21 protein-coding genes are annotated in these 19,704 nt (G+C 71.0%); 10 read left to right on the top strand and 11 right to left on the bottom strand.

Features of this window, described 5'->3' with window-relative positions; all coding sequences use genetic code 11:
• Nucleotides 1–135 precede the first annotated feature (135 nt).
• The 7 genes from secD to VIS07_18700 are packed head-to-tail and all read right to left on the bottom strand — an operon-like array spanning nt 136 to nt 7,370.
• Nucleotides 136–1,689: a protein translocase subunit SecD gene (gene secD / locus VIS07_18730; GenBank protein ID HEY8517551.1), complete on the bottom strand. Its 1,554-nt coding sequence runs from the start codon at nt 1,687–1,689 to the stop codon at nt 136–138.
• A complete protein-coding gene (yajC, locus tag VIS07_18725) occupies nt 1,686–2,003 on the bottom strand; it encodes a preprotein translocase subunit YajC (protein ID HEY8517550.1) in 318 nt (105 codons plus the stop codon). The genes secD and yajC overlap by 4 nt, the downstream gene beginning before the upstream one ends.
• Nucleotides 2,000–3,199: a tRNA guanosine(34) transglycosylase Tgt gene (tgt, locus tag VIS07_18720; protein ID HEY8517549.1), complete on the bottom strand. Its 1,200-nt coding sequence runs from the start codon at nt 3,197–3,199 to the stop codon at nt 2,000–2,002. The genes yajC and tgt overlap by 4 nt, the downstream gene beginning before the upstream one ends.
• A 47-nt stretch (nt 3,200–3,246) precedes the next feature.
• Complete coding sequence (gene queA, locus VIS07_18715; GenBank protein ID HEY8517548.1) at nt 3,247–4,338, bottom strand: tRNA preQ1(34) S-adenosylmethionine ribosyltransferase-isomerase QueA; 1,092 nt, start codon at nt 4,336–4,338, stop codon at nt 3,247–3,249.
• Complete coding sequence (locus VIS07_18710; GenBank protein HEY8517547.1) at nt 4,322–5,071, bottom strand: slipin family protein; 750 nt, start codon at nt 5,069–5,071, stop codon at nt 4,322–4,324. Before VIS07_18710 ends, queA begins: the two co-directional genes overlap by 17 nt.
• Nucleotides 5,068–6,552 carry a nodulation protein NfeD gene (locus VIS07_18705; GenBank protein HEY8517546.1) on the bottom strand — a complete coding sequence of 495 codons (1,485 nt, stop codon included), beginning with the start codon at nt 6,550–6,552 and terminating at the stop codon, nt 5,068–5,070. Before VIS07_18705 ends, VIS07_18710 begins: the two co-directional genes overlap by 4 nt.
• Entirely contained in the window at nt 6,549–7,370 is an 822-nt protein-coding gene (locus VIS07_18700; protein HEY8517545.1) for a uracil-DNA glycosylase, read from the bottom strand. The genes VIS07_18705 and VIS07_18700 overlap by 4 nt, the downstream gene beginning before the upstream one ends.
• Nucleotides 7,371–7,429: 59 nt before the next feature.
• On the opposite strand from VIS07_18700, the gene VIS07_18695 reads away from it, so the two are divergent.
• Entirely contained in the window at nt 7,430–8,338 is a 909-nt protein-coding gene (locus tag VIS07_18695; GenBank protein HEY8517544.1) for a zinc dependent phospholipase C family protein, read from the top strand.
• Between the two features lie 30 nt (nt 8,339–8,368).
• Here VIS07_18695 and coaBC read toward each other — a convergent pair whose 3' ends face one another.
• The 3 genes from coaBC to VIS07_18680 are packed head-to-tail and all read right to left on the bottom strand — an operon-like array spanning nt 8,369 to nt 11,729.
• Nucleotides 8,369–9,649: a bifunctional phosphopantothenoylcysteine decarboxylase/phosphopantothenate--cysteine ligase CoaBC gene (gene coaBC / locus VIS07_18690; protein HEY8517543.1), complete on the bottom strand. Its 1,281-nt coding sequence runs from the start codon at nt 9,647–9,649 to the stop codon at nt 8,369–8,371.
• A complete protein-coding gene (locus VIS07_18685) occupies nt 9,646–10,644 on the bottom strand; it encodes a lysylphosphatidylglycerol synthase transmembrane domain-containing protein (GenBank protein ID HEY8517542.1) in 999 nt (332 codons plus the stop codon). Before VIS07_18685 ends, coaBC begins: the two co-directional genes overlap by 4 nt.
• Nucleotides 10,641–11,729, bottom strand: coding sequence for a P-loop NTPase (locus VIS07_18680; protein HEY8517541.1), 1,089 nt, complete (start codon nt 11,727–11,729; stop codon nt 10,641–10,643). The genes VIS07_18685 and VIS07_18680 overlap by 4 nt, the downstream gene beginning before the upstream one ends.
• A 111-nt stretch (nt 11,730–11,840) precedes the next feature.
• Between VIS07_18680 and VIS07_18675 the strand changes: the two genes are divergently transcribed.
• The 6 genes from VIS07_18675 to grxD all read left to right on the top strand — a co-directional run bounded on the left by VIS07_18675 (nt 11,841) and on the right by grxD (nt 16,262).
• Complete coding sequence (locus VIS07_18675; GenBank protein ID HEY8517540.1) at nt 11,841–12,833, top strand: polyprenyl synthetase family protein; 993 nt, start codon at nt 11,841–11,843, stop codon at nt 12,831–12,833.
• Between the two features lie 70 nt (nt 12,834–12,903).
• A complete protein-coding gene (gene moaA, locus VIS07_18670) occupies nt 12,904–13,893 on the top strand; it encodes a GTP 3',8-cyclase MoaA (GenBank protein HEY8517539.1) in 990 nt (329 codons plus the stop codon).
• 51 nt (nt 13,894–13,944) lie between these two features.
• Nucleotides 13,945–14,598, top strand: a complete 654-nt coding sequence (locus VIS07_18665) for a hypothetical protein (GenBank protein HEY8517538.1) — start codon at nt 13,945–13,947, stop codon at nt 14,596–14,598.
• A gap of 4 nt (nt 14,599–14,602) precedes the next feature.
• Nucleotides 14,603–15,607, top strand: a complete 1,005-nt coding sequence (locus VIS07_18660) for an NAD(P)/FAD-dependent oxidoreductase (GenBank protein HEY8517537.1) — start codon at nt 14,603–14,605, stop codon at nt 15,605–15,607.
• A gap of 58 nt (nt 15,608–15,665) precedes the next feature.
• Nucleotides 15,666–15,911 carry a BolA/IbaG family iron-sulfur metabolism protein gene (locus VIS07_18655; GenBank protein HEY8517536.1) on the top strand — a complete coding sequence of 82 codons (246 nt, stop codon included), beginning with the start codon at nt 15,666–15,668 and terminating at the stop codon, nt 15,909–15,911.
• Nucleotides 15,912–15,944: 33 nt separating this feature from the next.
• Nucleotides 15,945–16,262, top strand: a complete 318-nt coding sequence (gene grxD / locus VIS07_18650; GenBank protein ID HEY8517535.1) for a Grx4 family monothiol glutaredoxin — start codon at nt 15,945–15,947, stop codon at nt 16,260–16,262.
• 22 nt (nt 16,263–16,284) lie between these two features.
• Here grxD and coaE read toward each other — a convergent pair whose 3' ends face one another.
• Complete coding sequence (gene coaE / locus VIS07_18645; protein HEY8517534.1) at nt 16,285–16,893, bottom strand: dephospho-CoA kinase; 609 nt, start codon at nt 16,891–16,893, stop codon at nt 16,285–16,287.
• 73 nt (nt 16,894–16,966) lie between these two features.
• Here coaE and VIS07_18640 point away from each other — a divergent pair, with 73 nt between their 5' ends.
• The 3 genes from VIS07_18640 to VIS07_18630 are packed head-to-tail and all read left to right on the top strand — an operon-like array spanning nt 16,967 to nt 19,687.
• On the top strand, nt 16,967–17,230 hold the full coding sequence (locus VIS07_18640) for a hypothetical protein (GenBank protein HEY8517533.1): 264 nt from the start codon (nt 16,967–16,969) through the stop codon (nt 17,228–17,230).
• A gap of 10 nt (nt 17,231–17,240) precedes the next feature.
• Nucleotides 17,241–18,464, top strand: coding sequence for a CoA transferase (locus tag VIS07_18635; protein HEY8517532.1), 1,224 nt, complete (start codon nt 17,241–17,243; stop codon nt 18,462–18,464).
• Nucleotides 18,461–19,687, top strand: a complete 1,227-nt coding sequence (locus VIS07_18630; GenBank protein HEY8517531.1) for a CoA transferase — start codon at nt 18,461–18,463, stop codon at nt 19,685–19,687. Before VIS07_18635 ends, VIS07_18630 begins: the two co-directional genes overlap by 4 nt.
• Nucleotides 19,688–19,704 lie beyond the last annotated feature (17 nt).

Here is a 19,704-nt window from a genome sequence, read left to right as displayed (position 1 = left end):
CCTTTTCGAGGACTTACAGACCAGCACGGGTCGGCGCCGGAGGCGCCCGGGGGCGAGAAAAACCGACTTTCGGGCCGCTCCGGGAGACACCCTCGCCGCCGCCCGCGCGACCCCGCACGGACTGCGGCGAACGCCTCAGACGCTGACCGCCACCAGCCGGCGCCGCGACAGCTTCCAGTCGTAGTAGATCCGGGTCACGAACACCGCCGTGAACACCGTCGTCAGGATGCCGATGCACAGCGTCACGGCGAAGCCGCGCACCGGTCCCGTGCCGAACTGGAAGAGGATGATGCCCGAGATCAGCGTCGTGATGTTCGAGTCGCGGATCGCGTCCCAAGCGCGGTCGTATCCCGCCTCGAGCGCGGCCCGTGGCGTCTTCCCGGCGCGGAGCTCCTCGCGGATGCGCTCGTTGATGAGCACGTTGGCGTCGACCGCCATGCCCATCGTGAGCACGATGCCCGCGATGCCGGGCAGCGTCAGGGTCGCGTTGAACGCCGCGAGGATCGCGAGCATGAACAGCACGTTCAGCGCGAGCGCGAAGTCCGCGAGCACGCCGGCGCCGCGGTAGTACCAGGCCATGAACAGCACGACCAGCGCGCCGCCGACGAGCAGCGACACGATGCCCTGACGGATCGAGTCGCGGCCGAGCGACGGACCGACGGTGCGCTCCTCGATGATCGTGATCGGCGCCGGCAGGGCGCCCGCGCGCAGCACGATCGCGAGGTCGCGCGCCTCCTTGATGTCGAAGTTGCCGGTGATCGATGCGCGGCCGCCGGCGATCTTCTCGCGGATCACCGGCGCCGAGAACACCTTGCCGTCGAGGACGATCGCGAGGTTGCGCCCGACGTTCTCGCCGGTGATCGCCTCGAACTCGCGGGCGCCGCGATCCGACAGCACCAGCTCGACGTACGGCCCTTCGAGCTGCGTGCCGGGACGCACGCGCGCGTCGGCCACCGCCGAGCCCGTCATGAGAACCTTCTTCTCGAGGATGTACTCGCGCGGCGCGCCCGCGACCGGCTCCGCGGCGGGCACCTTCTCCGTGCCGGCGCCGCCGCTCTCCGAGACGAGACGGAACTCGAGGACCGCGGTGCGCCCGATCAGGTCCTTCGCGCGCTGCGGATCCTGCACGCCCGGCAGCTGGACGACGATGTCGTGATCGCCCTGACGCTGGATGCTCGGCTCGGCGACGCCGAACTGGTCGACGCGGTTGCGGATCGTCTCGAGCGACTGGTCGATCGCGAAGCGGCGGATCTGCTCCTGCTCGCGCGGGCTCGGCGCGAGCTTGAACGTCACCTGCTCCCCGCTGCTCGCGACCTGCAGCGTCAGATTCGGAAAGCGGTTCTTGATCAGCTCCTCGAACGCCGCACGCTGATCCGACGACGAGAGCGGCACGGTGAGCTCGATCCCCTGCTGCGTGATCTCGCCGGTCGCGATCCTCTGCTCCTTGAGCTCGCGGCGCAGCTCCTCGGCGGTGCGTCCGACGCTGTTCGCGACCGCCTTGTCGACGTCGACCGAGAACAGGAGGTGCGTGCCGCCGCGCAGGTCGAGGCCGAGGTGGAGCGGCTCGCGCGGAAGGAAGCTCGGCAGCGGCACGTCCGACGGCAGCACCAGTGGCGACAGGTAGACCAGCGCCCCGATCGTCAGGACGGCGAGCCCGATGATGCGGTAGATGACGTTGCTCGGGTTCATGCCGACTTCTCCTCGCTGCCTTTCTCCGACTTGGGAACCACCCGGCTCACCGACGTGCGCTCCATCCGTACCTGAACCTTGGGCGCGATCTCGAGCACGATGTTCCGATCCGCAAGGCGGACGATCTTGCCGTACAGACCGCCCGTCGTCACCACCTCGTCGTTGACCTTCAGGTTGTCCAGCATCTGCTGGGTCTCTCGTGCCTTCTTCTGCTGCGGGCGAACCAGCAGGAAGTAGAACACGATCAGGATCATCGCGAACGGCGCCAGCTGCAGCAGCGGGCTGTTCGGTCCGAGCGCGCCTCCGTCGTTCATTTCTCTCGTTCCTCTTCTCGACGCTGAGCCGCGTCGCCGACCGGCGCGTCGAGGTCAACCCCTAACGCCGCCGCCTCCGCGCGCAGCTCGCCTCGCTCGATCGCGCGACGCAGACGCGCCATCCGATCGAGGTAGAAATGCAGGTTGTGGGTGGTCAGCAGGCGTGCCGCGAGGATCTCGTTCGATACGAACAGGTGTCGGATGAACGAGCGCGAGAAGCGGCGGCACGCGATGCACTCGCACGCGGGATCGAGCGGCCGCGTGTCGTCACGGTGCTCGGCGTTGCGGATCGCGAGCTTGCCCTGCGAGGTGAACGCCATGCCGTTGCGCGCGTTGCGCGTCGGCAGGACGCAGTCGAACAGGTCGAAGCCCATCGCGACGAAGCGGACCAGCTCCTCCGGCGTGCCGACGCCCATCAGGTAGCGCGGGCGATCCTCGGGCAGGAGCCGCACCGTGTGACGAGCGACGTCGTGCGTGAGCCCGCGCTCCTCGCCGACCGACAGGCCGCCGACCGCGTAGCCGTCGAAGCCGAGCGCGCACAGCTCTGCCGCGCTGCGCTCGCGCTGCGCGTAATCCATGCCGCCCTGCACGATCGCGAAGACCTGCTGGTCGTCGCGTCGGCGCGCGTCGCGGGCGCGGCGCGCCCAGCGCGTCGTGCGGCCGACGGCGCGCGCGACCGCGTCGGGTCCGGCGTCCGCGGCGACGCACTCGTCGAGCACCATCGCGACGTCGACGCCGAGCGCTTCCTGGATCGCGATCACGTCCTCGGGACGGAAGAAGTGCCGGCTGCCGTCGATGTGGCTCTTGAACTCGACGCCCTCCTCCTCGATCCGGCACAGCGCGTTCAGGCTGAAGATCTGGAAGCCGCCGCTGTCGGTGAGGATGGCGTGCGGCCAGCCGGAGAAGCGGTGCAGGCCGCCGTGCCGCGCGATCACCTCCACGCCCGGCCGCAGCGCGAGGTGGTACGTATTGCCGAGGACCATCTCGGCGCCGAGTTCCTCGACCTCCCACGGCGCCATCGCCTTCACCGCGCCGAGCGTGCCGACGGGCATGAAGGCCGGCGTCTCGACGGTCCCGTGCGCCGTGTACAGCCGGCCGCGACGCGCGGCGGTCGTGCCGTCGCGACGCAGCACCTCGAAGCCGAGCTGCGGCGCCGGGGCGCTCGTCGCGGCGCCGTCTGCGGCGTTGCGGGACATCCCGGGTCGTTTAGCAGACGCGGCCCGGCTCGCGAGATCGGCGCCGGTCACGCGATCAGCATGGCGTCGCCGTAGCTGTAGAAGCGGTAGCGGGCGGCGACCGCCGCCTCGTACGCCCGCCGCATGGTCTCGACGCCGCCGAACGCCGCCACCAGCGCGAGCAGCGACGAGCCCGGCAGGTGGAAGTTGGTCAGCAGCGCGTCGACCACCTCGAAGCGCGCGCCGGGCGTGATCACGAGCGAGGTCCACTGCTCGCCCTCCGGCCAGCCCGCGCGCGCCGCCGACTCGAGGGCGCGCGTCGTCGTCGTGCCGACGGCGACCACGCGGCGCCGCCCCCTCGCCTCCCGCACGAGCTCGCGGGTCTCGGGAGGAATCACGTAGCGCTCCGGCTCGACGGCGAGCGGCGTGCGTCCCGGGCGTCCGGCGAGGAACGTCGCCGGCCCGACGTGCAGCACGACCTCGGCGATCTCGACGCCGAGCTCGCGCAGCTCGGCGAGGCTCTTCTCCGTGAGATGAAGGCCCGCCGTCGGCGCCGCGATCGAGCCGGGCTCCGCGGCGAACACCGTCTGGTAGCGACCCCAGTCCTCCGCGAGCGCGCCGTCGGGACGCCGGATGTACGGCGGCAGCGGCGGCTCGCCGAAGCGCTCGAGGAGCTGCAGCGGATCGACGCCCGCCGGCAGCTCGACCTCGGCGTAGCCGTCGGCGAGGCGGACGATCGTGACCTCCTGCGGCTCGAAGGCGCCGGCCTCGGGCGCGTGCTGCGGCCGCACGAGCGTCAAGCGCTGCCCCGGACGCAGCCGACGCGCCGGACGAACGAGCGCCTTCCAGCGCGCGTCCTGCAGCGGCGCGACGAGCAGCACCTCCGCGGCACCGCCGCCCGCACGACGCGCGCGCAGCCGCGCCGGCACGACGCGGCTGCGATTGACGACCAGGACGTCCCCGGCGCGCAGCCACCGCGGCAGCTCGGCGACCGACGAGTGCACCGGCGGTGCGTCGCCGCCGCGCTCGACCACCATGAGACGCGCCTGCTCGCGGGATGGCGCCGGATGCTGCGCGATCAGCTCGCGCGGCAGCTCGTAGTCGAAGCCCGCCGCGGGCGCGGACGTCTCGACGTCCGAGGCGTCAGCTGGACTTTGGATCGGCGAAGGCACGCAGCAATTCGAGCGGGATCGGGAAGATCGTGGTCGTGTTGCGGTCGCTCGACACCTCGACCACCGTTTGCAGGTAGCGCAGGGTGAGCCCCATCGGGTGCGTCGCGAGCACGCCCGCCGCGTCCGCGAGACGCTGCGCGGCCTGGTACTCGCCCTCCGCCGCGATCACCTTCGAGCGTCGCTCGCGCTCGGCCTCGGCCTGACGCGCGATCGCCCTCCGCATCTCCTGCGGCAGATCGATGTCCTTGATCTCGACCGCCGTCACCTTGACGCCCCAGGGCTCCGTCTGCTCGTCGACGATGCGCTGGATCTGCTCGTTGATCTTCTCGCGCTCCGCGAGCAGGTCGTCGAGGTCGCCCTGACCGCAGACGCTGCGCAGCGTCGTCTGCGCGATCATGTTCGACGCGTAGACGTAGTTCTCGATCGCGATGACGGCGTTCATCGGATCGACGACGCGGAAGTACAGCACCGCGCTCACCTTCACCGAGACGTTGTCACGCGTGATGACGTCCTGCGGCGGGATGTCCATCGTCACCGTACGCAGGTCGACCCGGCGCATGGTCTCGATGAACGGGATGATGAACACGAGGCCGGGGCCACGGACGCCGACGGCTCGTCCGAGGCGGAACACGACGCCGCGCTCGTACTCCTGAACGATCTTCACGGCGCTGAGCACCAGCACCGCGAGCAGCACCACCAAGATGGACAAGGGCTGGATCATTCCTCGCTCCCCTCCTTGCGCGCAGCCGGCGCGCCGACGGGCTCGACCCGAAGCGTCAAGCCGTCCACGCCGGTGACCCGGACGCGCGCACCGCGCTCGAGCGGGACGCTCGCGACGGCTTGCCAGATCTCTCCCTGCACCATCACCGTACCACGCGGCGCGAGCGCCGAGCGCGCCTCGCCGATCTCGCCGAGCAGCGCCTCGCGTCCGGTCGCCGGCGGACGGCGCTGCGAGCGCACGACGAGCGTCGCGACCAGCAGCATGGCGATCGCGAAGAAGCCCGCGATGGCGCCGATCACGCGACGGTCGACCACCACGCCCTCTTCCGGATCGAAGAGCAGCATCGAGCCGAGCACGAAGGCGATCACCCCGCCCGCGCCGACGACGCCGAAGCTCGGCAGGAAGAGCTCCGCGACGAGCAGCGCGATCCCGAGCAGCAGCAAGGCGACGCCAGTCGTGTCGATCGGCAGCACCTGGAAGGCGCCGAGGGCGACGAGCAGGCAGATCGCGCCCGCGATGCCGGGAACGAGCGTCCCGGGGCTCGACAGCTCGAGGTAGAGACCGAGCAGACCAGCGAGGAAAAGCAGGTAGGCGATGTTCGGATCCGCGAGCAGATTGAGCACGCGGTGCTTGAAGCGCATCTCGAGCGGCACCACGCGCGCGTCGGCGAGCTCGAGCGTGCGCTTGGTGTCGCCGACGGTGATCTCCCGCCCGCTCGCCTTGCGCAGCAGATCGCGGACGTCGGTCGCGACGAAGTCGATCACGTGCAGCGACAGCGCCTCCTCGTCGGTCGCGGAGACCGCCTCGCGCACCGCGCGCTCGGCCCACTCGACGTTGCGACCACGGCGCGTGGCGATCGCCTTCGCGAACGAGGCGACGAAGCTCTTCACCTTCTCGCCCATCGCGCCCTCGATCTCCTTGCCGCTGCCCTGCACCGGCGTGCTCGCGCCGATGTTGGTCCCCGGCGCCATCGCCGCGACGTCGGCCGACATGACGATGAAGACGCCCGCCGAGCCGGCGCCGGCGCCGCTCGGCGCGACGTAGGCGAGCGTCGGCAGCGGCGCGCCGAGGATCTCCTTGACGATGGTTCGCGTCGAGGCGAGGAGCCCGCCCGGCGTGTCGATCACGAGCAGCAGCGCCGCGGCGCCGTCCTCCTGCGAGCGCTCGATGGCGTCGCGGACGTACTCGGCGACGGCGGGGTTGATCGTGCCGTCGATGGTCAGCTGATTGACGTGCGCGCCGGGCGCGGGAGTAACCTCGGCCGCGGCGCTCGCCGCCGGCGCCGGCGAGGAGGTCGCCGTCGTCGGACTCGGGACCGGCGTCCGCGTCGGAGCCGCGGCGGCCACCGCGGCGGTGACGGCCGTGTCGACGACCAGTGCTGCGCCGAGCGCGACGAGGGTCGCCGCGACGCTCAGCGCCAGCGCGACAGCGCGCCCGAGGCCCGCGACACGAGCGCCGACACCGCGGCGTCCGCGCCTCAAACGTCGAGCCCGAGGCGCGCCATCACCTGCTTGATGTCCTGCCATACGAGCTTCTTGTCACCCGGATTGCGCAGCAGGTACGCCGGGTGCAGCGTCGGCATGAGCGGGATGCCGCGGTACTCGTGCCAGACGCCGCGCAGCCGCATGATCGGCGTCGTCGTGCGCAGCAGCGTCTGCGCCGCGAACTTGCCGAGCGCGACGATCACCTCCGGCGCGACCAGGTCGACCTGACGCAGCAGGAACGGCGAGCACGCCTCGACCTCGTCGGGCTCGGGGTTGCGGTTGTTCGGCGGCCGGCACTTGACGACGTTGCAGATGTAGACGTCGGAGCGCTTGAGCCGCATGCCCTTCTCGATGATGTCGGTGAGCAGGGCTCCCGCGCGGCCGACGAACGGCTCGCCCTGGAGGTCCTCGTCGCGTCCCGGGCCCTCGCCGACGAACATCAGCCGCGCCTTCGGGTTGCCGACGCCGAACACGAGGTGCGTGCGTCCGCCGGCGAGACGGCAGCGCGTGCAGTCGCCGATCACGCCGCGGAGCGCGTCGAGGTCGGACGCCGCCGCGACCCGCGCGGCGAGATCGTGCGATGAGGCGTCGGCCGCCTCCGCTTGCGGAGCTGCTTCCTGATCCATCGCCGCGTCCATGGCAGCATCGCTGGATTCGTCAATGGGCGCGTCGCCGTTCGCGTCGCTCGGCGCCGTCGCCGGCGTCGCGGCGCGCGGCAGCTCGAGCCCGACCGGGATCGAGCGCGCACCGCCCAGCGCGAGGAGCTCGCCATGCGCCGCGAGCTCCCATGCCAGCTTGCGAATCTCGCGTCGCACTATTGAGCCATCCCCGCGCAGTACTTACTCTGTTCGACACGATGATGCTCGGGTCGTCCTTGGCGGCCGTACTGTTCGCCGTAGCGTTCCTGCTCGGCCTGCCGGACGAGGCGTTCGCCTGGGGTCCGGTCACCCACCTGGTGCACGGCTCGATGGTGCTCGACCGCATCGCGCTGCTGACGCCAGCTCTGCAGAGCCTGCTCGCGCGCCATCCGTACGAGTACCTCTACGGCTGCATCGGCGCCGACATCATTCAAGCAAAGAAGTTCACCCGCAGCCTGTACACCCACTGCCACCACTGGCGGACGGGCTGGTCGGTGCTCGAAGCCGCGCGCACCGATCCCGAGCGCGCCTTCGCGTACGGCTACCTCTCGCACCTCGCGAGCGACACCTTCTCGCACAACTACTATCTCCCAATCCGCTTGATCACGAGCTTCCGCGCCGCGCCGATGCGCCACGTCTACTGGGAAGCGCGCTTCGACGCCAACCAGGAGCCCGAGCGCTGGCCGGTGCTGACCGTCGTCGCGGCGCACGTCTACCCGCACTGCGACGACCTCGTCGAGCGCGTCGTCGAGCGCACGCTGTTCTCGTTCAAGACCAACAAGCGGATCTTCGACTCCCTGCTCGCCCTGCAGCGCCTCGAGTACTGGCAGACCGTCATGCAGCGCGTGACCGGCAGCAACCGCTACCCGCTCGAGCGCAGGGACATCGACCGCTTCAACCGCCTGAGCGCCGACGCGATCGTCGACCTGCTGATCAACGGCAAGCAGTCAGGCTGTCAGGCCGCCGATCCGACCGGCGAGGAGAACCTGTCGCGGGCGAACCAGATCCGCAAGCGCCTGCGCGCGCTCGCACGCCGCGGGGCGCTCGACGTCGAGCGCGAGCACGCGCTCGTGCAGGGCTTCATCCCGGAGCTCGAAGCCGCGCTCGAAGCGCAGGCGCACGTCCAGGGCAGCGCGCACGCCTGACGCGGCCCGGGCCGACGTGCCCGTGCGGCGTCAGCGCGACCGGCGGCGGGCGACGCGGAGACCCCGCCCCACCGTACGCAGCCGCGGCTTCGTCATCGTCGCACGCGTGACGCGACCGCGCGCGCCGCGCATCGCGACCACCTTGTCGAGGATCGCGTCCGCCACGTCGTCCTTGTCGAGCAGCGGCAGCTTGCGCTCCTCGTGGGCGTCGATCAGCGTGACGAGGTTGGTCTCGACGTCGAAGCCCGCGCCGGGCGCGGTCACGTCGTTGGCCACGATGAGGTCGAGCCCCTTGCGCGCCATCTTTTCGCGGGCGCGGGCGACCGGGTCGCCGGTCTCGGCGGCGAAGCCGACCACGATGCGATCGCGGCGTCCGCGCGGAAGCGTCGCGACGATGTCGCGCGTCGTCTCGAGCTCGAGCCTGAGCCCGCCCTGCACCTTCGCGGCCTTGTCGTCGGCGCGTCGCTTCGGTCGGTAGTCGGCGACGGCCGCGGCGGCGACGACGATCGTCGCGTCCTTGGCGTGCGCGTCGACGGCGCGCGCCATCTCGTCCGCCGACTCGACGCGCACCACCTCGACGTGGCGCGGATCGCGCAGCGCGGTCGGCCCGGAGACCAGCACGACCTTCGCGCCGCGGCGCGTGGCGGCGCGTGCGATCGCGAAGCCCATCTTCCCCGACGAGCGGTTCGAGAGGAAGCGCACGGGGTCGAGGTACTCGCGCGTCGGACCCGCGGTGACGAGCACGGTCTCGCCGACGAGGTCCTGCGGCGCGAGCGCGGCTGCGACCTCGTCGACCAGGACGTCCGCGTCGGGAAGACGACCTTGTCCTTCGTAGCCGCAGGCGAGCGAGCCCGAGTCCGGGGTCACGACGCGCACGCCGCGCACCTGCAGCCGGCCGAGGTTCTCCTGCACGACCGGGTTCTCGAACATGTGCACGTTCATCGCGGGGGCGACGACGATCTTCGCGCGCGTCGCGAGCGCAACGGTCGTCAGCAGGTCGTCGGCGATGCCGTAGGCGAGCTTGGCGATGACGTTCGCGGTCGCGGGAGCGACGAGCAGCGCGTCCGCCGAGTCCGCGAGGTCGATGTGGCCGATCTGCGACTCCTGCGTCAGATCCCACAGATCGGTCGCGACCGGATGGCCCGACAGCGTCTGCAGCGTGAGCGGCGTGATGAACTGCTGCGCGTTGCGCGTCATGACGACGCGGACGCGCGCGCCGCGCTCGCGCAGCGCGCGCACGAGCTCTGCGGCCTTGTACGCGGCGATGCCGCCGGTGACGCCGAGGACGACCGTCTTGTCGGTGAGCCTCATGCCGAGCTCGAGATCTCGTTCGGCGCCGCCTTGACGTCGCCGAGCGAGAGGTTGAGGCGCGACATCGACCACATGCCGAGCGCGATGATCACCACCATCTGCACGAGCCAGTTCAGCACGCCAAAGGTGAAGCCCATCGACTTCGGCACGCCGAAGAGCCCGAGCGCGATCTCCGACCCCGCCCAGAAGACGCCGATGAAGCCCGGCGCCGACGGCACCGAGACCGCTGCGGCGACGACCACCGTGGTGGCGAAGCCGAGCGGCAGCGCCGGCGCCGCGATGTCGAGCGCCCAGGCGCCCGTGATGAAGCCGAACGCCGCGACGAGCCAGACCAGCGCCGAGTAGACGAAGACCGCGAGCAGCGTGCGCGCGTCGCGCAGCCCCCCGACGCCGCGCAGGAAGCCGTGCGCGCCCTCGCGCACGATGCGGCCGGCGAACGACGGCAAGCGGTCGGCGACCGAGTGCGTCTGCCGCTCGATCCACGGCGCGTAGCGGATCACCGTCACCAGCAGCCCGATCCCGACCGCGACCAGCACGACGAGCGTCTGCGCCGCGTTGCGCAGGAAGTCGGTCGTCGGGACGATCAGCAAGGTGATGCCCGCGAACAGACCGAGCATCACCATGTCGAGGAGGCGCTCGATCGCGACCGTCGCGAGCGCGGCCGGCATCGTGATGCGCCCGCCGCGCGCGATCACCAGCGGCTTGATCGCTTCACCGGCGCGCAGCGGCAGGACCATGTTGCCCATGAAGCCGATGCACGTCGCGTAGAAGACCGGCGTGTCGCCGAGCGGGCCGAGACCTTCGAGCAGCAGCCGCCAGCGCCGCGCGCGCAGCCACATCGACGCCGCGGCGAAGAACACCATCGGACCGAGCCAGACCAGGCGCGCGCTCGCGAGGTCGCTCCAGAAGCTACCCAGGTCGACCCCGTGCATGCTGAACCAAACCGCCGCCGCGGAGATCAGCAGCGAGATCGCGATCTGAACGGTGCGGCTCACGCGCTGGCGACGGGATGAGCCCCGGTCGCGACGCCGAGGCGCTGGGCGATCGTCGCGGCGAGCCGGCGGTAGATCTCGGCGGGCTCGGACTCGGGTGCCGCGAGCACGACGGGATGGCCGCGGTCGCCCTCGTCGCGGATCCGGACGTCGAGCGGGATGCTCGCGAGCAGCGGCGCGCCGGTCGCGGCGGCGAGGGCCTCACCGCCGCCGTGGCCGAAGATCTCCTCGCGCTCGCCGCACTCCGGGCAGACGAACGCGCTCATGTTCTCGACGACGCCGACGATCGGCACGTTGACCTGGCGGAACATCGCCGCGCCGCGCACGACGTCGCGCAGCGCGACGTTCTGCGGCGTCGTGACGATCACCGCTCCGTCGAGGCGGATCGACTGCGCGAGCGTGAGCTGCGCGTCGCCGGTTCCCGGCGGCAGATCGACGACCAGGACGTCGAGATCGCCCCACACGCAGTCGTTCAGGAACTGGCGCACGATCCCGGCGACCATCGGACCGCGCCAGATCACGGGCGACGTTTCGTCGAGGAAGAAGCCCATCGACATGCAGCGAACGCCGTAGCGCTCGATCGGGTGGAAGCGGTTGCCGCCCGCGGCGTGCGGACGGTCCGTCGTGCCCATCATGATCGGCAGGCTCGGACCGTAGACGTCGGCGTCGAGCAGCCCCGCACGCAGCCCCGAGGCGCCGAACGCGCAGGCGAGGTTGGTCGCGACGGTCGACTTGCCGACGCCCCCCTTCGCGCTCGACACCGCGAGCACGGTGCGCACGCCCGGCAGATCGACCGGATCGGCGAGCGCTTGTCGCGCTGCGGCACGAGGCGATTCCGCCGCGCGGTCCGCGAGCACGAGCCGCGCCCGGATGCCGTGCTCGGCGAGCGCCGACGTGACCTCGCGCTCGAGCACCGGCGGCACGTCCGTGCGTCCGCCCGGCAGACGGAGCGCGATCTCGGCGTCCTGTCCGTCGACGCGCACGTCCGCGACGATGCCGAGCGACACGATGTCGCGCGGAAAGCCAGGATACTTCACCCGGCCGAGGAGCTCGCGCACGCGCTCCGGTGTCGGCTTGTCGTCGCCCATGGCCTCGGCTACGTGGGAACCCTATAACAGGCGGCCGGTGACGGCCAAAACTTGACAGCGGACCCGACGGTGAAACGACCCGCCACGGCCGATCGCCCCGCCAGCTCTTCCATGCCAATCGCCTCCACTCCATCTGCCGACACGACGCCGAGCTATCTCGGGCCGCTCGCTCTGATCACCGAGGAGATCGCCGCCGTCGAGAAGCGCATCCTCGAGCTCACGACATCGCGCGAGAGCAAGCTCACGCAGATCGCGAACGAGCTCATCAACTCCGGCGGCAAGCGCGTGCGACCGGCGCTCGCCCTGCTCGTGTTCCGCGCGAACGGCGGTCAGGATCCGCGCGACACGATCGACGTCGGCGCGGCGCTCGAGCTGATCCACTCGGCGACGCTGCTGCACGACGACATCCTCGACTCCGGACGTACGCGTCGCGGACGCCCCTCGCCGCTCGCGCGTCACGGCGTCGGCATGACGCTGCTCACCGGCGACTTCCTCTTCACCCGCGCCTTCGGCGTCGCGGGACGCTTCGACGAGACCGTCGTCGGCTGGGCGATGGATGCGTGCATCGACCTCTGCGAGGGCGAGGTCATGCAGCGGCGCTTCAAGCGCAATCCCGCGGTCACGCTCGACGACTACGTCGCGATCGCCGGCTGCAAGACGGCGTCGCTGTTCAGCCAGGCGGCGCGGATCGGAGCGCACTTCGCCGGCGCGTCGCCGGAGGTCGTCGACGGCATGTACCGGCTCGGCTACGAGATCGGCCTCGGCTTCCAGATGGTCGACGACCTGCTCGACGTGCTCGGCCCCGCGGAGCTGATCGGCAAGCCGGTCGGCAGCGATCTGCGCGAGGGCGCGCCCGCGCTGCCGATCGTGCTCGGACTCGACATCCCCGAGGTGCGCGCGGCGTTCGTCAGCGAGCTGCCGAGCGCGGCGACGATCGACCGCGCCCTCGCGGCGCTGCGCGGGTCGCGCGTGATCGCTCGGGTCCGGGAGCTCGCGGCGGAGCGCATCCGCAGCGCCAGCACGCAGATCGACCTGCTGCCGCCGTCGCCGTTCCGCAGCGCGCTCGCCGATCTCGCCGAAGATCTCCTGGCGCGCACGACGTAGCGGGATCTGCCCTGCGGCGCGGAGAACCGCGCCTGGCATGGGCTTTCCCATCGCACTATCTTGCCCAGGAATGCCGCTCGACCGCTTCGGCCGCGAGATCGACTACCTGCGGATCTCGGTGACGGACCACTGCAACCTGCGGTGCGTCTACTGCATGCCGCTCACCGGCGCGGCGTACGCGCCGCTCGAAGGTCTCTTGACGGCGAGCGAGATCGAGCGCGTCGTGCGCGCGGCGGCGAGCGTCGGCTTTCGCAAGGTGCGGCTCACCGGCGGCGAGCCGACGCTGCGTCCGGACCTCGTGGACATCGTCGGCCGCGTCGCGAGCGTCCCCGGCATCGCCGACGTGGCGCTGACCACCAACGGCATCCTGCTGCCGCGCCTCGCCCCGGCGCTCGCCGCGGCGGGACTGAAGCGCGTCAACGTGCACGTCGACTCGCTCGATCCCGAGCGCGTCGCGCGGGTGATGCGCTGGGGCAAGCTCGACGACATCTGGGCGGGCATCGAGGCGGCGTGCGCGGCGGGTCTCGTGCCGATGAAGCTCAACTGCGTCGTCGTCAAGGGACACAACGAGGAGGACGTGGTCGACCTCGCCCGGCTGACGCTCGAGCGCGACTGGCACGTGCGCTTCATCGAGCTCATGCCGCTCGGCGGCGGCGAGTGCGCGCGCGTCGCGGTCGACTCCTTCGTCTCGAACGTCGAGACGCGCGCACGCATCGAGCGCGCGCTCGGCCCGCTCCTGCCGATCGCGCCGTCGAGCCCGTCCGACGAGTCGCGCAACTACCGCTTCGCCGGAGCTCGCGGCGTCGTCGGGTTCATCAATCCGGTCTCGGAGCCGTACTGCGGCTCCTGCAATCGCATGCGGCTCACCGCCGACGGCCGCTTTCACCTCTGTCTCCTGCGCGACGACGAGCTCGACGTGCGCGCCGCGCTGCGCGGTGGTGCCGCGCAGGAGGAGATCGCGGCGATCCTGCTGCGCGCCGTCGGGGCGAAGCCCACGGGGCACGAGCTGCATGCCGGCGTGTCAACCGTCGAGCGCTCGATGCACCACCTCGGCGGCTGACCAACCCGCGGTTGCGCGTCGCTTCGCCGACGCCTTAAAGCAAGCCCTCCCATGAGCAGCCTCGATTCCGAAGAAGCCCGCCGCTTGTTCGGCGATGACCTGATCGATCCGGCAGCGCTGCACGCGCTGCTCGGCGAAGAGCCCGTGTCCGTGCCGGCGATCCCGTTCTCCCGCGAGACGGCGGAAGCCGCCCAGCGTGCCGGCTGTCTGCTGATCTACCGGCCCGCGGCGCTCGCCGACGGACGTCCGCTGACGCTCGCCACCCTCGCCGACGTCGCCAGCAACCGCGGCGGCGGCATCGTCGCGTTCGCCGGCGACGATCCGTGGTTCATCGAGGATCCCGTCGCGGGGACCGAGCCGGTGGAGGCCGGCTGGGCGCTGGTCGCCAAGGAGCCGTGGCCAGAGACGCTCAACAAGACCTACCCGGTCGGCGAGAAGGCGCTCGCGCAGCGCGCCGGGTCGGTCCCGTGGCGGCGGCGGCGCGCGGCGGAGATCGCGTTCGACACGCTGGCGTACGCGGCGGCGCGCAACACGCGGCTGCTCGCGAAGCACTGGGACTGGTCCTCCACCCAGTCGCGCGACGGCGGATGGGTCAACATCGGCGGGTTCGGCGACGCAGGCCTCGAGGTGCTGTCGTACTCGCGGGCCGTCAAGCATGGCGCCCTCGGCATCTGCCCTACCCTCGTCGGTCACGCGAACCGCTGAGCTGGTGATCGTCGGCGGGGGGCCGGTCGGCCTCTACGCCGCGTACTACGCCGGCTTCCGCGGACTCGACACCGTGCTGCTCGAGTCGCTGCCGATGCTCGGCGGGCAGATCGTGACCTTCTACCCGGAGAGCGCGATCTACGACGTGCCGGGCTTCCCACAGGTGCGCGGTGCGGAGCTCGTCGAGCGCTTGACGGCGCAGATGAGCCCCTTCCCGATCGACGTCCGCCTCGGCGAGGAGGTGACGGAGATCGTCGAGGGCGACGAGCAGCACCTGCTCGTGCGCGCGCAGCGCACGGCGGACGCGAACGGCGACGGGCAGCGCCTCTACCGGACCCGCGCCGTGCTCATCGCGGCGGGCATCGGCAGCTTCTCGCCGCAGCGTCTCAAGGAGCCGGCGTCGCGCTACGAGGGACGCGGCTTGCACTACTACCCGCTGCCGACCGAGCGCGTGGCGGGGCGTGACGCCTTCGTCCTCGGCGGCACCGAGCGCGCCGTGCAGCTCGCGCTCCGCCTCGTCGCGCAGGGCGCGCGCGTGACGCTCGTCCACCGTCGCGACAAGCTCGCGGCCGGCGCCGAGATGCAGCGCGAGCTCGAGGCGTCGCCGGTGCGCTTCCTGCCCTTTCACGACCTCGACGCGCTGCTCGGTGAAGACCGCGTCGAGCGCATCCGCCTGATCGACCGCCGCGGCGGCGGCACGCTCGAGGAGCCGGCCGACGTGGTCCTGCCCTGCTACGCGTTCCACGCCGACGCCCGCACGCTGCGGCGCTTCGGCGTACGCCTCGAGGGCGACGCGGTGCTGGTCGACTCGCGCATGGCGAGCGACCGGCCGGGAATCTGGGCCGCCGGCGACGGCGCGACCTACCCCGGCAAGGTGCGCGTCCTCGCCGTCGACTTCGGCGAGGCCTGCATCGCGGTGAACAACATCGCCGCGACCATCCTTCCGGGAGCGCACGTCTTCCCGGGCTACAGCTCGCACCGCAAGGGCGCTGCGCGCCGCGACGGCTGAGCCGCACGGCGGGGCCCGTTTCGTGTCGGCGACCCGGGTGCTACCTTAGTTCGTTCCGATGACACCCGAGGAGATCCAGCAGCGTATCGAGGCTCACATCCCGGGGGCGGCTGCCGAGGTCCGCGACTACACGGGCACCGGGGACCACTTCGAGGTGCGGGTCGTAGCGTCGGCCTTCGAGGGCAAGCCGCTCGTCGAGCGTCACAAGATGATCTACGCCGCGCTCGGCGAAGCGGTCGACGGCCGCACCATCCATGCGCTGTCGCTCAAGACGCTCACCCCGGCCCAGGCGGAGAAGGCCTGAGCCGCCGCACGAATCGAAGAGGAAAGAGTCGCAATGGACGTCAACGATCGCATCCGCGAAGCCATCGAGAAGAACAAGATCTTGATCTACATGAAGGGAACGCCCACGTTCCCCATGTGCGGCTTCTCGGCCGCCACCATCGAGGTCTTCGAGGAGCTTGGCGTCCCGTACGAGACGGTGGACGTCCTGAAGGACCCCGAGATCCGCGAGGGCATCAAGCGCTACTCGAACTGGCCGACGATCCCGCAGGTCTACATCAACGGACGCTTCATCGGCGGCTGCGACATCGTGCGCGAGATGCACGCCAACGGCGAGCTCGAGCCGCTCGTCCGCGAAGCGCTGCAGAGCTGATCACTCTCGCCGGCGCGTCGGATCAGCTCCGACCGGCGCGCCGCGCGAGCTCTTCCCAGACGCGCGCGAACTGACGCTCGGTTTCCTCGGGCGTGCCGGAGTTGTCGATGACGAAGTCGGCGAGCTCCGCCTTGCGCGCGACCGGCATCTGCGAGGCGATGCGCGCGACCGCCTCGTCGTGCGTGAGCCCGTTGCGGGCGCACAGGCGCGCGAGCTGCTGCGCCTCGTCGACCCGCACCACCACCAGCGGCCGCCACGCGTCGTGACCACCGTTCTCGATCAAGAGCGCCGACTCGTAGACCATCATCGGCGCGCCTGAGGCTTCCGCCGCGGCGAAGCGCTCCTGCAGCAGGCGTCCGATGTACGGGAACGTGATCGCCATCAGTTTGCGCCGCAGCGAGTCGTCGGCGAACACGATGCGGCCGAGCTTCGGGCGGTCGAGCGTACCGTCGGGCAGCAGGACGTCCTCGCCGAACTCGCGCACCACGGCCGCGAGGCCCTCGGTGCCCTTGGCGACCGCGTCGCGTGCCGCGTCGTCGTCGTTCACCACCGGCACGCCGCGAGCCGCGAAGAAGCTCGCGACCAGGCTCTTCCCGCACGCGATCCCGCCCGTCAGCCCGACACGAAGCACCGACGCTGCATAACGGCCGACCGCCGAGCGGCCAAGCTTGCCCCCTTTTTTCGATCGGGCTAGACCCGCGTCGATGTACTTCGTCACCATGGGCGGGATTTCGGGTTACGTCTGGTTCTCGACCACGCCGCGCGGTCGTGCGGCGATCGGTTTGACCGAAACGGGCAACGTTCGGGTGCTGGCGCCCGGCGAGAACACGCGCGACTGGCGCGTGCTGCGCGAATGGCCGGCGAGCGTGTACTCGCACACGGAGCTGCTGGTCGCGCTGGGCCGCGCCGAGGAGCCAGAGACCGCAGAGGAGCTGCTCGCGGCGCTGCCGGCCGAGACACTGGTCTGAGAACGCAGCGGTGAGCGGCAGCGACCTGCGCCAGGACGCCCTCGCGGGGATCCGCGTCGTCGAGTGTGGCGACTTCGTCTCCGCGAGCTACGCGACGAAGCAGCTCGCCGACCTCGGCGCGCACGTGATCAAGGTCGAGCCGCCGGGGCGCGGCGACACCGCGCGCCACCGCGGTCCTTACGCCGGCGAGCCGCACCCCGACCGCAGCGGCCTCTTCCTCTACCTCAACACCAACAAGCACGGCATCGCGCTCGATCTCGAGCGTCCCGAGGGCCGCGAGGTGCTCGCCCGGCTCGCGGCGAGCGCGGACCTGCTGGTGCACAACGTTCCGCCGGATCAGATCGGCCGGCTCGGGCTCGACGACCGCGAGCTGCGCGCGAAGAACCCGGCGCTCGTCGTGACCGCGATCAGCCCCTTCGGGCTCACGGGACCGGGCTCGCGTCTGAAGGCGCACGACCTGAACCTCTGGTGCGCGGGCGGCGTCGCGACGCTGAACGGCGGCGGTCCCGGCACCGACGACCTGCCGCCGCTCAAGGGCTTCGGCCAGCAGGCGGGCTTCCAGGCGGGGCTCAACGCCGCGGTCGGCTCGCTCGGCGCGCTGCTGTCGGCGATGGCGACCGGCGAGGGACAGCTCGTCGAGGTGTCGGTGCAGGAGTGCCTGACGTCGATCCTCGAGATGACCTACGAGTACTACCCGTACATGGGTCTGATCGCGTCCCGGCTCGGCCAGAAGCCGATCGCCCCGCTCGACTTCCTCGAGTGCAAGGACGGCTGGATCTTCATCTGCTGCGTCGAGGAGCACCAGTGGCAGCGCTTCGTCGAGCTCGCGGGGACTCCCGAGTGGGCGACGATGGAGATCTTCGAGAACCGCATGCTGCGCGCGGCGAACTGGGACGCGCTCAACATCTTCCTCTCGGAGTACGCGTCGGGGCTGACGGTGCAGGAGCTCTACCACCAGGCGCAGGCGCATCGGATTCCGTTCGCGCCGGTGTCGACGATGGGCGACCTGCTCGCGTCGGAGCACCTGAAGACGCGCGGCTTCTTCGTGACCGTCGATGACGGCTGCGGCGGCTCGGTCACCATGCCGGGGGCGCCGTACCGGCACTCCTTGACGCCGTGGCGCATCCGCAAGCGCGCGCCGCGCCTCGGCGAGGACACCGACGCCGTGCTCGGCGAGCTCGGCTACGGCCCCGACGAGATCGCGTCGCTGCGTGCTTCGGGAGTGATCGCATGAGCGCGACCGCCAATCGCAAAAAACCGCTCGAGGGCATCCGCGTCGCCGACTTCACGTGGGTGTGGGCGGGGCCGTTCTGCACCCTGCAGCTCGCGCACCTCGGCGCCGAGGTGATCCGCGTCGAGTCGTCGACGCGCACGTGCGTCACGCGCCTGCTGCCGCCGTGGCCGGACGGCCAGCCGGGCATCAACCGGTCGGGCTACTTCAACCAGTACAACCAGGGGAAGCGCAGCCTCGCGCTCAACCTGAAGGACCCCGCCGCGCTCGAGATCGCCAAGGATCTCATTCGCGCGAGCGACGTCGTGGTCGAGAACTTCGCGGCGGGCGTCATGGAGCGCATGGGCCTCGGCTACGAGGTCTGCCGCTCGCTGCGCGAAGACGTCATCATGATCTCGCTCTCGGGCTACGGCTCGACCGGCCCCGAGCGCGAGTACGTGTCGTACGGCCCCGCGCAGGTGCCGCTTTCGGGCTTCTCGTCGGTCACCGGCTACCGCGGCTGGCGTCCGATGCACATCGGCATCTCGTACGGCGATCCGACCGCAGGACTGCAGGGCGCGATCGCGGTGCTCGCGGCGCTCGTCCACCGGCGCAAGACCGGCCGCGGCCAGTACATCGACCTGTCGCAGTGGGAGAGCACGATGGCGCTCCTCCCCGAAGCGATCACGGCGTACACGATGACCGGCAAGGCCCCCGAGCGCGACGGCAACCACGACGTCCTCTGGGCGCCGCACAACGTCTACCGCTGCGCGGGCGAGGATCGCTGGGTGTCGATCGTGGTCGCGAACGACGACGAGTGGCGCGCGCTCGCCGGCGTGATCGACCCTGCCCTCGCCGACGACCCGCGCTTCGCGACCATGGCCGAGCGCAAGCGCAACGAGGACGTGCTCGACGAGATCATCTCCGCGTGGTGCGCGTCGCGCACGGATACGGAGGTGCGCGACGTGCTGCAGGCCGCCGGCGTCGCCGCCTACCCGGCGATGACCAACAAGGACCTGCACGAGGATCCGCACCTCGGCTCGCGCGACTACTTCGTCGAGCTGCCGCACCCCGAGGTCGGGACGCGACGCCACATGGGCATCCCGTACAAGCTGCACGGGACGCCGCTGCGCGTCTGGCGCGCCGCGCCGTGCTTCGGCGAGGACACCGACTGGGTGCTGCGCGAGGTGCTGCGCTACGACGAGAGCCGGATCGCCGAGCTGCACGCCTCCGGCGTCCTCTCCTGAGCGAGCGTCCTTCTCAG

This window comes from Candidatus Binatia bacterium, assembly GCA_036563615.1.
Taxonomy (GTDB): Bacteria; Desulfobacterota; Binatia; order UBA12015; family UBA12015; genus DATCMB01.
This window is presented reverse-complemented; position numbering and strand designations above follow the sequence as displayed.